This is a genomic window from Clostridium drakei, from assembly GCF_000633595.2.
Taxonomy (GTDB): Bacteria; Bacillota; Clostridia; order Clostridiales; family Clostridiaceae; genus Clostridium_AM; species Clostridium_AM drakei.
Genome location: NZ_JIBU02000009.1, coordinates 43788 through 59080, shown reverse-complemented (window position 1 = coordinate 59080; position 15293 = coordinate 43788). Strand labels below are relative to the sequence as shown.

Genomic DNA, 15293 nt, shown 5'->3' with positions numbered 1-15293 from the left:
TACACTTTAAAATTTCACTATTTTTTCGAATATTAAGCACTAATATTTTAAATTTATGGCAACCACAGTTACATTTAAATTTATTTACTTTCAATATGGTTTATCTCCCTTCTCAATATCAATGAATCTACTTAGTTGAAGCTTGTTTCTCCTATGACTTTAAATCAGTTATCCAGTAGTTTAATTACCGAATAAAATTTAGTCTTGTTGTCCAATTATATCATATTAGATAGCTTTATGCTAATTATACTTTTAAAGCTTATCTTTTACTGCTTTATGCATTAATACTTATGTTTAAAAAAATACACTTTTCAATAAAATTTTTTACAAAGTAACTAAAAAAGCTATGAATTAAGGTAAAAACCTATATTTCATAGCTTATACATTTAAAATTTATATCATCTTAATGCAGCAAATTATTATGCTGCACTGCTTTTTCCACTATTCATAGCGCTATGCTTATAACTATATACAAAGTATATTACAAGTCCTATTGCTAACCAAACTACAAATCTAACTTGAGTTATAACTGGAAGTTTAAATATTAAAAGTGCACAGAAAGCTATTGAAAGTCCTGGAACTACAGGTACTAATGGACATTTAAATGCTCTCTTTCTATCTGGCTCACGTTTTCTTAATACTATAACAGCTGCTGAAACTATTATAAATGCTGTTAAAGTACCTATATTAGTAAGTTCTGCAACAACTCCTATTGGAGTAAAACCTGCAACTATCATACTTATAATACCAACAAGTAATGTACTTTTTACAGGTGTCTGGAATTTTGGATGTACGTCTCCAAATACTTTTGGAAGTAATCCATCTCTTGACATTGCAAAGAATACACGAGTTTGACCAAATAACATAACAATTAATACTGAAGTAAGACCACAAACTGCACCAACAGATACCAAAGCTGACCCCCAAGTTATGCCAACCTGCTCAAGTGCAAATGCAACTGGAGCTGCTGTTTCTTTAAATTTAAGATATGGAACCATTCCTGTTAATACTGCAGAAACCACAATATACAATATAGTACAAACAATTAATGAACCTATAATTCCTCTTGGTAAATCTTTTTGAGGATTTTTTACTTCCTCTGCTGCAGTTGAAACTGCATCAAATCCTATATAAGCAAAGAATATTACTGAAGCACCTGATAAAACACCACTCCAACCATAAGGCATAAACGGACTCCAATTTGCTACATTAATATGACCTACACCTAATGCTATAAATAATAAAACAACGGCAATTTTTATTCCAACTATTATATTATTCAATCTAGCACTTTGTTGTACACCTATTATAAGGATACCTGTTACTACAGCAAGTATAAGAATTGCTGGTAAATTTACAATACCGCCTCCATCAGGAGCATTTGCTAAAGCTTTTGGTATGATAATACCTACAGATGCAAGAAGTTTAACTATATATCCTGACCATCCAATTGCTACTGTCGCAATAGCAAATAAATACTCAAGTATTAGATCCCATCCAATAATCCATGCCCACAATTCACCAAGTGCTGTATATCCATAGGTATAAGCACTACCTGCTACTGGAACCATGGAAGCAAACTCAGCATAACATAATCCAGCAAATGCACATGCAATACCTGATATGATAAATGATACAACAAGCGCTGGTCCAGAATAATTTGCAGCTGCAATACCTGTAAGCACAAATATTCCAGTACCAATTATTGCACCAATACCAAGCATAGTAAGTTCGAAAGCCCCCAATACTTTCTTTAATGATTTTTCACCCTGCGTCTCACTTATGAGATCTTCAATGGGTTTTGTTCTAAATATATTTTTCACAATTATTGCCCCCTTTTAGAATTTGCATTTCAATCGATCGAAATTAAAGTATCCTATGAAAATTTTCAAAAATGAATCTTGTTATTATATTACCACCATTATTTATATATTTCAATATCATTTTTATAATTTTATTCGTATTTTTTTAATAAATTATTTTTTAAAACCACTTTTTACTATCATTTAATCAACATTATGAATGTAAACGTATATATTATTGCAATTGTTTTTTAAGTCAAATAACACTTAAGTATAAAATTTTGAATAAAAATAAGCGTGACTTTTTTATCACGCTTTTATGTAATATTTTTAGCCAAGCATAAATATTAGTTCTCAACCGACTCAATTTCCACTTTATGTTTAATTTTTATTAATAAAGTTGAAATTAATGCTATTAATACAAATAGTGCACATAGCATCAATATATAATCAAATGCATTTACAGAAGCCTGTTTTTTTAAAAGTCCCATAAGAATACTTTTAGCTTGAACTTGCGATTGAGTTAATGATATTCCATTAAGTGTTAGTTTACTTTGCATTTGATTCAAAAATACTGCTGCTTGCACATTAAAAGGTGTTACCTGTTCTGATAATCTATAATAATATATATCTGATTTGCTTGTAAGAGAAAGTGTCATCATAGTTATGGAAACAGATCCTGCTATTTGTTTAAAAGTATTCTGGAGAGTTGAACCTTGGGAAATTAAACTTTGTGGTAGAACATTCATTCCCAATGTAGTAAGTGGCATCATAGAAAGTCCTAATCCTGCACCTCGAAGTATCAAAAGTAAATTCGTCATATCCCTAGACGTATTTAAATCTATTTGTGCCAATTGATATGATGATATTCCAAGTAAAACTAATCCAGGTAATATTATTACTTTGGGATTTATTTTGTCTACTACCTTTCCACTTATAGGCATCATTAACCCTGTAACAATTGCAGATGGAAACATTAATATACCTGTTTGCATAGCTGTATATCCTTTGAGCCTTTGTAAAAATAGAGGTATAGCATATACTCCTCCCATCAATGCCATATTTATTAATGTTAAAGCAATTAAAGAAAATGAAAAGTTTAATTTTTTTAGTACTTTTAAATCTAAAAGTGGTTCTGAAACTGTCAGTTCATTTATAACAAACATAATAAGATTGAAAATACCTATTGTTAAAATAACAGGATTCTGTACATCACTCCAATCTATAGGATTTTCGCTTAGTAAATATAAAACACTTACAATGCCAACCGTTGAGAATATAAAACCTGTAATATCAACTTTCTCAGGAGCCTTATGTGGAAATTCCTTTAACAATATTGTTGATAAAATTATTGCTGTAATTCCAATAGGAACATTTACATAAAAAATTAATCTCCAATCCAATTTTTCAATAATAAAACCACCAAGAGTAGGTCCTATAGCAGGAGCTGCCATGCTAGCTATTCCCCAAAATCCCATAGCAAGTCCACGTTCTTTAGGTTCAAACATCTGAAAAATAATAGTCATACTAACTGGCATAATCATTCCACCTCCAAGAGCCTGCAGCACACGGAAAATTATCATGGCTGAATTGCTCCAGGACATACCACATAAAAAAGAACCTAATGTAAATGAAATTAATGCAAAAATATATAATTTCTTATTTCCAAATTTCTCTCCTAAAAATCCTGTAAGAGGTACGATAGCGCCTAATGTAAGCGTATATGCAGTTAATACCCACTGAACAGAATCCAAAGATACATTAAAAACTGCCATCATTTTAGGTATTCCGATATTTACTATGCTAGTATCAAGAATAGCCATAAATGTACCCATAACTACTGCTGCAAGAGCAAACCATCTATATGAATGTGATGTAATATCTTTTTCCATAAAAATCTACCTCTTTTCATTTAACATGGATTTTAACAACAGTATTTGTTCCAGGTAATAGTTTATATTTATTTTTAGATAATGAAATCTTTACAGGAATTTTCTGTACAACCTTCGTGAAAGTTCCACTAGTAGACGTAGGAATAACAGACAAATCAGAATTAGCGTAATCTCCAACGCTTATAACTTTACCACTTAATTTTAATCCATTATATTCATCTACAGTAATATCAACACTTTGCCCCACTTTTACCTTTTTAAGTTTTGTTTCATCTATATTAGCATTCACATAAAGATCATATGGATCTATCATTGTAGCAAGTGGTTGTCCTGCAGTAACCACCTCACCTGCAGTTCCTTGCTTTTTTAATATAATTCCACTAATTGGAGATCTTACAACGGAGGAGTCTGTAGCTATATCCGCTAAATTGCCCATATCAACCCTACCTACTATTTGATCCTTTTCCACATACTGACCATCCTTAATATTTATTTCTGCAAGTTTACCTGTAATTTGTGGCGCTACTTTTACCAAATCACTTTGAACTGTTGAATCATCTGTTGAAACAAAATATGTAGAATTGTACCAATAATATGCAATTATGCCTCCTACAACTACTAACATTAATATAAACACAGGAATTATTAACATCTTTTTATTTGATTTCATAATTTATTCACCCACCTTATTTTTCAACCCTATTTCTGCAAACATACCTGGTTTTAAAATATCGCTATGATCTTTAAGATCTATTTTTACTAAAGCATCCTTATTGCGAGAATCTATTTGTGAATTTATTGTTGAAATTTCACCCTGAAACACTTTATCTGAAAATCCAGATACTTTAACATTAACTTGAAGTCCTACTTTTAACTTGGCAAGTAAGTTCTCTGGTGCATAACTATCTATATGAAACCCATCACTGCTTACAATTGTAACAAGAGGTTGGTTAGCACCAGACATTTCTCCTACATTTATATTTTTTAAAGTAACTGTTCCTGATATTGGTGCTGTAATAACTGTATGAGTTAATGAAGTTTTCGATATTTCTACTGCAGCTTTAGCTTGCTTCACAAGTGCCCAAGATGCATTTATATCACTTTGTGTTGGACCATTTTCCATAGAAGCTAATGCTTGTGAATCTGCATCATACTTAGCTTTTGCTGCAGAGAATGCCTGCTGTGCTTGTTCAAGGTTTACTTCAGCAGTATTCCCCCCCTGAAGCAACTGTTTTTGACGATTATAGTTTTTTTGAGCAATATCATAAGCTGTTTTATCTCCATCAACAAGAGCCCTTTGGGAAGCAATTGATTCCGGTCTTGTTCCAGCTTTAATTTTATCTAAGTTGGCTTGATTGGTTGAAACAGCAGCTTCTGCTTGATTCACTTGAGATTGAAGGTCTTTATTGTCTAAGTATATGATTGGATCACCAGCATTTACTTTAGTACCCACATCTACTTTAATTTCAGTTACTTTTGCATTGATTTGAGAAGATACATTTGCATAACTATCTGCTTGAATTTTTCCACTTAAAATATATATATCTTCAGATTGTGTTTTATTTTCACTAGTCTCTTTAAAATTATTTTCATTCGAGAAACATCCTGAAAATAATGTTGTGATAGTTAATGATAATAACAATGGTATTAATTTTTTTATTCTTTTTTTACTTAACATAAACATATTTCCCCCTTTATTAAAAATATTAAAAATTTTGTTACTAACCAAAATCAATTGATTTTCAAATTTTTTTGAGCATTGTTTTAATCATTGTTTTAAACATTGTTTAAATAAATATTAATACTAACCTTACTAGTTGTCAATATAATTTTTCTTTTTAAAGTTAGTATGTAAAAAAGTTATTTTTACATACACCTTTATATTACCAAAATACTTTTGTAAATTATAATAAAAAAACATATACTTATGACTTTTGTTGTTGACAAAAAATATATAAATTAGTATGATAATATTAAAATATGTTTTAAACATTGTTTATATATAATAGTAATAAGCGATTCACACAAAATCATAGATTTCTGTTAACCGCTTAGGAGGAATTCATATGAAAAATAATTTAAAAAATGCGTCAAACGCAAAAGAAAGAATACTAAATTCAACACTTTATATTATTGGAAAGGAAGGCTTTCAAAATGTTACTACAAGAAAAATAGCAGCAGCTGCTGATGTGAATATAGCATCTATTAATTATCATTTTGGATCAAAGGATAATGTAATTAATGAAGCTTTAAAATGTTTTACTGGTATGTTTAAAAACTCATTTAAAATTCTTGACAATAATGAATTACCACCAGTAGAAAGGCTTAGAAATTTTCTTAGAAGTTATTCAGATGTTAGTATAGAATATCCTGATGTATTTAAAAACTTCGTTAACAAACTTATATGTAATGAAGAAGTTCAACCTGAATATATGAAATTTCTTCAAGAAGAAGGAATTACAAGCTTAATGAATATTTTAAAAGAATTGACAGATATTAAAGACGATTATCACTTGCACATGATGGGCTTACAAATAATTAGCACTTTGATATTTCCTATATTATTAGGTAATAAAGTAGAGAATATCGCCAAACTTGATTATAAAAATAGAAATGTTAGATATGATTATATTGAATTATTAATTGAATCTATCCAATGTAAGTAATACAACTTTTTGAGAGGACAGTCACTGTCCTCTCAAAAATATAAATTATTTCTCATTTAAGTATTCTTCCAATACCAAATTTTTATCAAACATTTGCTTTGCTGCCTTTCTTCCAACATATCGGATATGCCACGACTCATAATTATAACCTGTTATAGATTCTTTTTCTTTTGGATATCTCATGATAAATCCAAATCTATAGGCATTAGCCTTTAACCACTTTCCTTCCTTAGTTTGTCCAAAGTCTACCATTAGTCGACCTTGTGCTCCCTCTTTATTAGTTACATCCATTGCAAGACCAGTTTGATGTTCACTAGCTCCAGGTTGTGCCACATACTCATCAGCTTGCTGTTTACCAACCTTTTTTACTCTTTCATTATAGACCTGCTTTTGTGATTTATAAGATCTATAACCAGAGTTACCATACAAATTTATATCTTGCTTACCCGCATATGCGAATAAATTTTCCAAAGCTCTAGCAGCCTCACCCTGCATCATTTTTTCTTCATGAGATGTATTAAATGCAAAATTCACATTAGGTATTGTTAAACTTTTAGGCATATAATTGCTTGATAACCTCTGATCTCTATTTACTAAAATTAAAACATCACCAGTTTTTTTATCACTTCCATAAGCTAAATTATTTATAGTTTGATTTGGTTTAAATACTGAGTAAACCATCATTATTACAGCCAGAAATAATACTGGCATCATAAGTAATTTTTTCACTCATATACACCTCCATACCTCATTTTTAAACAGTGATTTAAAGATTAAAAATTTTGTTATTCCCTAGATTCATCAAGAATACTAATTACATTTGCAATTAATTTTCAATACTAATTACATTTGCAATTAATTTTCCTTTCTCATATTTTCCCCATACAGATATTTTTGCACCAGATGATAACTTACTTATATTCTCAGTAGAAATTTTACTATAGGTAACTGTTAAACTATATCCTTTTAAAAATTTTTTCTTTAAAACACCTTTTTTCAAATAAACCTTAGTGGATTTATTTAACATTACTTCAGCTTTCTTTTCATTAGCATTTTTAATATTATTAGAAGATACTATAATACTTTCGTCTTTAATACTTTCGTCTTTTTCATTTTCAATATTTGTATCTATAGTAACTAAATCACCACTACTATTCACCAACTTTCCAAATATATCCGCTTTACCTTTTGGAACATTTTCTCCACCAATAACTTGTTCATGCAATTTACTAATTCCTAAGTATGTCCCAAATTGATCTACAGCAACAATACCTCCACCAATAAAAAATATAAAAGTTGTTATTATTATGCTCATATAAAAGGTGTTTCTTTTTGGTATCAGCTTATTGATGTATTTATATAAAACATATCCTATAATTCCTCCCGTAGTATTTAAAATAATATCATCAACATCACTGCTTCCAACACCTAAAATATACTGAGAAATTTCAAAAAATAAACTAAAACAAGCTGTAGATATTAACACATTACTAAACCTTGAATATTTTTCATTTAAAGAAGGTATAAAATAGCCAAAAGGTATAAATATTATTATATTTCCAAAAGTATTAGATATTGCTCTCATATATCCCATTGTTCTACTATTAACAATATCTTGAATAACTGTTTTAAATGGAATTAAATTAATTGACCTGATTTTTCCATAACTTCCACTAAATAATTGACTTATTGAAAGATATCTAAATATCAAAATTTTAAACAAAGCAGCAATATACGCTATAAATAAAATCCATAATACAGCCTTTAATAACCTAGTTTTATCAAATTTAAATTTCATATCATTCCCCTTCTTCCTTTAAAATGTAAACTTTCATTTTTTGTTACCATCCTAGTATTAAATATTTCTTTTGATACTTTAAAAAATTCACTCGTTAATATAAGAAACATCTTGTATAAAAAACGTTCACTTTATTTTACGATTACCTACTATAACCTCCATACTAAATAGAATTCGTTAATAATTATTATAGTTAAACTAAAACTTGATAAAAAATTGATATAGTATATAATTTAAGCTGTCAATGTCACACAAGTTTATATTAAAATTCCAATGTTACAGGAACGTGAAATAATTTAAATTTCATTAAGAGGTGATAAGTATTATGTTTAAAAATCTCCTTATAGTTGAGGATGATGCAGGAATTAGAAATTTAATAGCTATGTACTTTAGAAAGGAAAATTTCAATATATATGAGGCTGAAGATGGAAATCAAGCTTTAGATATATTCAAATTAAATAAAATAGATTTAATTATTCTTGATATAATGATTCCTTATATAAATGGTTTTAAAGTTTGTGAATGCATTAGAAGGATCTCTAATGTACCCATTATTATGCTTACTGCAAAAACTGAAGAACAGGATATACTACAGGGCTTCGATGAAGGTACTGATGCATATGTAACCAAGCCCTTCAGCCCTAAAGTACTTGTAGCAAAAGCCAATGCTCTTTTAAATAGAGTCGATAATAAAATAAATGTTAATAACAATATTTTTTCAAAAGATGGTTTTATTATAGATTTTAATTCTGGTGAAGTTACAGTAGACAATTCGAAGATAGTAATGACACATAAAGAATATGATTTATTAAAATTTTTAATAAAAAATAAAGGAATTATTTTATCAAAGGACATAATACTTGATAAAGTATGGGGATATGACTATTTTGGAGATCCAAGAACCATTGATACACATATTAGAAGATTAAGACAAAAACTAGGTGACAATCACAAATTTATAGTAACAGTTAAAGGTAGAGGGTACAAATTTGATGCTTTATAGAGGTAAAATATGAAATTTTATAAAAGTATTATATTTAAACTTTTTATAATTTTATCTTCAATATTAATTTCTTTTCTGTGTATTATTGTTTTTATCCAAGTATTTATAGTAGGAAGAACCTATAATATTTCCCAAAACACTATAGAAAGAGAAAGACATATAGAATTGTTTACAGATGATTTTATAAGTAAAATTATCTTCAATAATGAAGGAATAAATTATAAATTCACTGCTTTTGAAAAAATACAATTAAGCTCCTTGGAAAAGTTTGAAAATCAAAACCTGATAAACTTTATTGTATTTGATAAAGATTTAAATAATGTAAAAATCACACAAAATACAAAATCACAATTTGATCCTTATTATGTTGACTATATTAGAAATAAAATTATAAATTACAATTTCAGCATACACTATTTTCCTGATACAGGAGATAAAATGCCCCTTTTCCGTATTTATAACAAATATAAAATTCCCACCAAATATATAGTATCGGAAGAAATATATAAGGTATCAAAATCTGATTATATTTATGTAGCTGCAATTATTCCAGAAGTTTTTACGTCAACATCTTCAAATATATTAAAAAAATATGCTATTTGTATATGTTTATTTTTAATTATTTTAATTTTTATTGTTTCCATAATTCTTGCATATTGGGTGGCAATGCCTATATTGAAAATAAACAAAACTGCATCTAAAATATCAAATTTAAATTTCTCTGAAAAATGTGAAATAACAAACGAAAATGAAATAGGAAGTTTAGCTAAAACTATAAATGTTATGTCATATAATCTTGAAAATACACTTCATAAACTTTCTAATGCTAATGAAAAATTGCAAAAGGATTTAGATTTGCAAATGGAACTTGATTTGCTTCGAAGAGAATTTTTAGGTGCTGTAACTCATGAGTTTAAAACACCTATTACATTAATAAGAGGCTACACGGAAAGTATAAAAGATGATGTTGCTGAAGGAGAAGAAAGAGATTTAGCTTTTAAAACCATACTCGATGAAACAGAAAGAATGGATAAACTTGTAAAAGATTTATTAGAACTTTCAACCTTAGAATCTGTAGGATATAAACTTAATATTTCTGAATTCTATATAAATAATCTTATAAATAAGGTAAGTGCTAAATACGAAAATATTGTTAGAGAAAGAAATATTACACTAAACTGCAATATCTGCAGTGATATATTAGTTATAGGAGATGAGTTTCGTATAAGCCAAGTATTATTCAACTTTATAAATAATGCTGTAGATAACACACCAGAAAAGGGATATATTGAGTTATCCTTAGAAAACATGATAACCTACGTAAAAATATCAATTAAAAACTCTGGTAAAAATATTATCGAAGCTGAAATAAATAGAATTTGGGAAACCTTCTATAGAGTTGAAAAATCTCGAAATAAAAAGTTTGGTGGAACAGGTCTTGGACTTGCTATATCCAAAGCAATCCTTGAACTTCATAATAGTAATTATGGTGCTAAAAATACACCAAAGGGTGTTTGTTTCTTTTTTACATTAAAAACTATAAATTAAAAATCACATTAAATTATACATTATCTTATTTGCTAAAATTATTTATTAATCATTGAATTATAGATAACTGCTAGTTTGGATTTTGGTTATACATAAATATTACTATGATAATTTAAAATCCAAACTAACATTTATTAAATTCTTGATTATATGATATACTTCTTATGCTTTATTAAAATTAATTTTGATTTTCTAATTTTAATTTGAATTCATTATGCTCTCAGCTATTTTTGACATTTCTTCAAAACTCAATTTATTATTTTCATCAGTAAGTTGATAATTCACATTGTTTTGTGTCCATTTTAATGAATGTTTAGTTTTAAATTCTTCTTTAAGATTTGTATCATCATCACTACTAACATAAGATAATATTTCTTTCCCACTCTTGCAAGCTTTATTTTCTTTAGCAACCTGATCTTTTGTTAATTTAACATTATCAGGTACTATATGAACCACATATTCTGCCCAATATGCACTAATATTACCAACAGCTACAGCTTTAGCATTTTTATATATTAGTGGGTCTTTTTTTGCTCCAACTTTCCAAATACTTAAGTCCACGCTTTCTTTTTTACTGTTATTCTTTGAATATATGCATTCTACTTGTTTTTTATCATATTGTTTATCTGGGGTTGAGCCATCAATATGACCAGTTATTTCAGCATCAATTAATTTGTATCCTTCTGAAAACACTGCTGGTATTTTTGCATCGTAACCTAAATCCTTTTTTAATTTGTCACTTGATGGTACTTTATCATAACTTTTCATACCTATATATCCATTAGCATATTCTTCTATACTTTGAAGAGCCGAAACTGTAGCATTAGGAAAAATTGCAAAAACTGCCCCTGCAGCTACAAACATACAGCATGCTGCTGTAATCACAGACTTTTTTAAATTAAAATATGGTAACCTTTCCTTTAAATTAAATATTTTTTTATTTCTATCTAATTGAATTCCATTTTTTATATTTTCAAACATATTCTCTGATGTAAATACTTTTTCAGCTTTACCTACTAAAGCTGATTTTACTATATCATCAAATTGTTGTTGCTTTGACATTTTTATCTTGCTCCTTTCCATCTGAACCATTATAAAAATAATATCCTTCAAACTTTTTACTTTTCAACTCCTTTTGTAAAAGCTTTCTAGCATTGTGAAGTCTTGATTTAACTGTACCTTGAAAACATCCCAAAATTTTTGATATTTCTTTAATGGACAATTCATTATAATAATAAAGAATTACAGTTGTTTTTAAGGGTACACTTAATTTATCAATAGCTTCATTTACAAACCTTTTAATTTCATATTTTTCAGCTATATCAGATAGTACTAAACTATCTGCAATTGTATTTCTATTATTATCATCCATACTTTCTGTATGTAAATAATTTTTTTTCTTTGAACAATAACGCCAAACTATCCTTGTAAGTAAGCGATAAAACCAAGACTGAAAGGCTTCAGTATTTTTTAAACTTTTAATTTCTTCATAACACTTTATAAAAGCCTCTTGTACAATATCTTCTGCTATGTCATTTCGTCCAATTATAAGATATACTGTCCTAATTGCTTTATTGCTATATTGGTTAAATAAAGTGTTAAACGCCTCCATATCGCCCTCTTTACATCGTTGTATTAAACTGATTTCATCCACGTCATCAACTTCCTTTCTAGGTGCACCTATTATATAAGAGACACTATATACAAAAAAGGTTCAAAAATTTTTTTAAATAAAAATAATAAATTGATATACAATTTTAATAATAACACTGCTTTTACCTGAATTATAAACTATCTGCAAAGCTTTATCCCATAGCTACCATTGCCAATCCCCCAACTTTCTTTATCCAAAACTCCACCTGAGTCTAAGAATCATTTGATATAAAAAATTTCTAATCATTATAAAAAACTATTATTAGCAACAACAGTATTTATATGCCTTTGCTACTTCAGTTTTATAAGGACACTTTGGAGGTAAAAAATTGTTACCTAAAATAAACTTAAGCATAAAAAAATGTCAGTGTATTAAATTTCAATACACTGACATTCTAACTAATGGTGACCCCTAGGAGACTCGAACTCCTGTTACCACCGTGAAAGGGTGGTGTCTTAACCGCTTGACCAAGGGGCCTCGTATTTTTTCTTTTGTACATTAAGTTTTTTCTTTAGCATTTCGACTACATGCATTATAATAATATATTTTTCTTTATATGTCAACATTTTTTGTAATTTTTTTCATTAATATCTTAATCTTTCTCCACAGTAAGGACAAAATTCAAAACTAGAATCTATTCCCCTCCCGCATCTACTACATCTTAGTTGTGCCTGTGCTCCATTATAATTTCCTATAATTTTTAAATCCCAATAAGTAATAGCTGAATCTTCTCCATTTTCTGCCCTTATACCTTTTTCTTTAGGTATTTCATAAATAGTATTGCAATTATTGCATATTAATAAATATCTTATATTCCATTTAAAAATTGGTATAAAAAATATGTGAAAAAAAGAATATTGTTTTATTAATATATGTCTAATACCATTACAATTCTTACAATTTATGGTGTTTATGTCTTTTATCTGCTTTTGCTTATCCTCTACCCCAAATATTCCTATAAAAAACATGATATCCTCCCAAAAACATTGAACTAGTAAAGAAACCTACTTCATAATATTACAATAAAAACTCTTAATTTACAATGCAAATTAAATTTAAATATCCACTCTAAAGTTAAATTTTTTCTTTTTACATCTTCTTTATACAATATAAAAAGCGTGAAAAATTCACGCCTTTTTATCTTATGACCACCATTGCTAATATCTCCATTTATCGAAGTGGATAATAAGCACTGATACACACCTGAATAAGTTCTTCTACAGTTCAGATGAAGAAAGCCATTCTCATAAGTAAAGTCCATCTGAACATAATAATTACTTGATGAAAATTATTCCTTTATAAACATTACAGAAGTAGCTTTGATCAAAGCAGTTACTTCATCACCTTCTTTAATATTCAACTCATCTAAAGAACATTTAGTTATAAGTCCTGAAATCTTTATACCATTACCAGCATCCATTTCAACTTCAGCAGCCACTTGACCAGATTTTGTTTTAATTACTTTTCCTTTGATTTTATTTCTTCCTGTTATTTGCATAAAAAATCTCCTTACTTTTTATTATAATATTAAAAACCCTTAATCTATATTTATATTAATTCCATTGTCATTAATCTTTATTCATTAGGCACATGTTATATTTTAAAATACTATAAAAAAGTACGTTTTTGAATAAAAAGAATAAGGGTAGCATAAATTATTTATAATGTTGTATAACTAATTTATTATTAGTTATAATATAAAATTTTTAGATTAATAGAAAGTAGTGATATAATATGATATTAATAAAAAATATAGAAATTTACTCACCAGAATACTTAGGTAAAAACGATGTTTTAATATGCTTTGATAAAATAGCTTATATAGCAAAAAATATACAAGTTCCAAACAAAAACTTTCCTGAAATTCAAATAATTGATGGTGATGGCCTTACTTTGACACCTGGTTTAATTGATCTTCATGTTCATATCATTGGTGGTGGTGGTGAAGGTGGATTCACCACAAGAGCTCCTGAACTAAACCTTACAGACTTTACCTCTAACGGAATTACTACCTGTGTTGGATTGTTAGGAACTGATGGAATTACACGAAGTATGGGAAACTTACTTGCAAAATCAAGAGCGTTGGAAACAGAAGGTATTAGTACTCACTGCTGGACAGGATGTTATGAAATGCCTACAAGAACAATAACAGATAGTGCCAGAGGAGATATTATTTTAGTAGATAAAATAATAGGTGTAGGTGAAATCGCTGTATCTGATCATAGAAGCAGTAATCCATCTTCTGAAGATTTAATTCATCTAGCTTCCGAAGCCAGAGTTGGCGGTATGTTATCTGGTAAATGCGGCATTTTGCACATACATATAGGTGATGGAAAAAAAGGACTTACTCCTGTATTTGATATAGTAGAAGGCTCTGAAGTACCATATGAAAATTTACTTCCTACTCATGTAAACAGAAATCCATTAGCATTTAAACATTCTATAGAATATGCTAAAAATGGAGGTTTTATTGATATAACTACAGGTATTAAACCAGAAGGAGATACTGCATTATTTGCTTTTGATGTTTATAAAACTATGCTTAAAGAAAATATATCTCCTTATCATATTACTATGAGTTCTGATTCTGGAGGAAGTATGCCTATATTCGATGAAAATGGCAAACTACTTTCTTTAAAAATAGGCTTACCATCTACAAATATGGAAACTATAAAACAATGTATAGAAAATGGTATCTCAATGGAAGAATCTCTTATTCCTTTAACTTCTTCACCAGCTAAGTTTTTAAAGTTTGAAAATAAAGGCAAAGTTTCTGAAGGCTTTGATGCTGATCTATTAATATTGGATAAAAAGTTAAACCTTAATACAATTATATGCAAAGGTAAAATTATGGTACACAATTATAAACCTGTTGTATATGGAACTTTTTCAAAACCAAGTAATTCTTAGACTTATATAAAATTGAAATC

At 28.4% G+C, this 15293-nt stretch carries 14 protein-coding genes and 1 tRNA gene; 4 read left to right on the top strand and 11 right to left on the bottom strand.

All coding sequences use genetic code 11. The features are described from left to right. Positions 1 to 419: 419 nt before the first annotated feature. From EG57_RS0205290 to EG57_RS0205275, 4 genes are all read right to left on the bottom strand, one after another. Entirely contained in the window at positions 420 to 1823 is a 1404-nt protein-coding gene (locus EG57_RS0205290; RefSeq protein ID WP_032076240.1) for a branched-chain amino acid transporter BcaP, read from the bottom strand. Between the two features lie 326 nt (positions 1824 to 2149). After that, positions 2150 to 3694 (bottom strand): DHA2 family efflux MFS transporter permease subunit, encoded by a 1545-nt coding sequence (locus EG57_RS0205285; protein ID WP_032076239.1) that lies wholly within the window; start codon positions 3692 to 3694, stop codon positions 2150 to 2152. A 16-nt stretch (positions 3695 to 3710) separates the two neighbouring features. Further along, positions 3711 to 4364: an HlyD family secretion protein gene (locus EG57_RS0205280; protein WP_032076238.1), complete on the bottom strand. Its 654-nt coding sequence runs from the start codon at positions 4362 to 4364 to the stop codon at positions 3711 to 3713. Positions 4365 to 4367: 3 nt separating this feature from the next. Continuing rightward, the gene (locus EG57_RS0205275; protein ID WP_032076237.1) at positions 4368 to 5372 is read right to left on the bottom strand and encodes an HlyD family secretion protein; all 1005 of its coding nucleotides are present in this window, start codon (positions 5370 to 5372) and stop codon (positions 4368 to 4370) included. A 388-nt stretch (positions 5373 to 5760) separates the two neighbouring features. On the opposite strand from EG57_RS0205275, the gene EG57_RS0205270 reads away from it, so the two are divergent. Then, positions 5761 to 6360, top strand: a complete 600-nt coding sequence (locus EG57_RS0205270) for a TetR/AcrR family transcriptional regulator (RefSeq protein WP_032076236.1) — start codon at positions 5761 to 5763, stop codon at positions 6358 to 6360. A gap of 45 nt (positions 6361 to 6405) precedes the next feature. Here EG57_RS0205270 and EG57_RS0205265 read toward each other — a convergent pair whose 3' ends face one another. Next, complete coding sequence (locus tag EG57_RS0205265; RefSeq protein WP_032076235.1) at positions 6406 to 7089, bottom strand: M15 family metallopeptidase; 684 nt, start codon at positions 7087 to 7089, stop codon at positions 6406 to 6408. 97 nt (positions 7090 to 7186) lie between these two features. Beyond that, positions 7187 to 8158, bottom strand: a complete 972-nt coding sequence (locus EG57_RS0205260; RefSeq protein ID WP_032076234.1) for a VanZ family protein — start codon at positions 8156 to 8158, stop codon at positions 7187 to 7189. Positions 8159 to 8483: 325 nt separating this feature from the next. Between EG57_RS0205260 and EG57_RS0205255 the strand changes: the two genes are divergently transcribed. Both EG57_RS0205255 and EG57_RS0205250 read left to right on the top strand, forming a co-directional pair. Further along, complete coding sequence (locus tag EG57_RS0205255) at positions 8484 to 9161, top strand: response regulator transcription factor (protein WP_032076233.1); 678 nt, start codon at positions 8484 to 8486, stop codon at positions 9159 to 9161. A 9-nt stretch (positions 9162 to 9170) separates the two neighbouring features. Then, positions 9171 to 10709 (top strand): HAMP domain-containing sensor histidine kinase, encoded by a 1539-nt coding sequence (locus tag EG57_RS0205250; protein ID WP_032076232.1) that lies wholly within the window; start codon positions 9171 to 9173, stop codon positions 10707 to 10709. Between the two features lie 198 nt (positions 10710 to 10907). Here the strand turns inward: EG57_RS0205250 and EG57_RS0205245 are convergent, their stop codons facing one another. The 5 genes from EG57_RS0205245 to EG57_RS0205225 form a co-directional block, all read right to left on the bottom strand. Next, positions 10908 to 11771 carry a hypothetical protein gene (locus EG57_RS0205245; protein WP_032076231.1) on the bottom strand — a complete coding sequence of 288 codons (864 nt, stop codon included), beginning with the start codon at positions 11769 to 11771 and terminating at the stop codon, positions 10908 to 10910. Continuing rightward, positions 11749 to 12363 (bottom strand): RNA polymerase sigma factor, encoded by a 615-nt coding sequence (locus EG57_RS0205240; RefSeq protein WP_032076230.1) that lies wholly within the window; start codon positions 12361 to 12363, stop codon positions 11749 to 11751. Before EG57_RS0205240 ends, EG57_RS0205245 begins: the two co-directional genes overlap by 23 nt. Positions 12364 to 12765: 402 nt before the next feature. Further along, positions 12766 to 12840: transfer RNA gene (locus tag EG57_RS0205235), tRNA-Glu, on the bottom strand. A 107-nt stretch (positions 12841 to 12947) separates the two neighbouring features. Then, the gene (locus tag EG57_RS0205230) at positions 12948 to 13331 is read right to left on the bottom strand and encodes a zinc-ribbon domain-containing protein (RefSeq protein ID WP_032076229.1); all 384 of its coding nucleotides are present in this window, start codon (positions 13329 to 13331) and stop codon (positions 12948 to 12950) included. A gap of 320 nt (positions 13332 to 13651) precedes the next feature. Continuing rightward, positions 13652 to 13861, bottom strand: coding sequence for a TOBE domain-containing protein (locus EG57_RS0205225; RefSeq protein WP_032076228.1), 210 nt, complete (start codon positions 13859 to 13861; stop codon positions 13652 to 13654). Positions 13862 to 14097: 236 nt separating this feature from the next. Between EG57_RS0205225 and iadA the strand changes: the two genes are divergently transcribed. Continuing rightward, on the top strand, positions 14098 to 15273 hold the full coding sequence (gene iadA, locus EG57_RS0205220) for a beta-aspartyl-peptidase (protein ID WP_032076227.1): 1176 nt from the start codon (positions 14098 to 14100) through the stop codon (positions 15271 to 15273). Positions 15274 to 15293 lie beyond the last annotated feature (20 nt).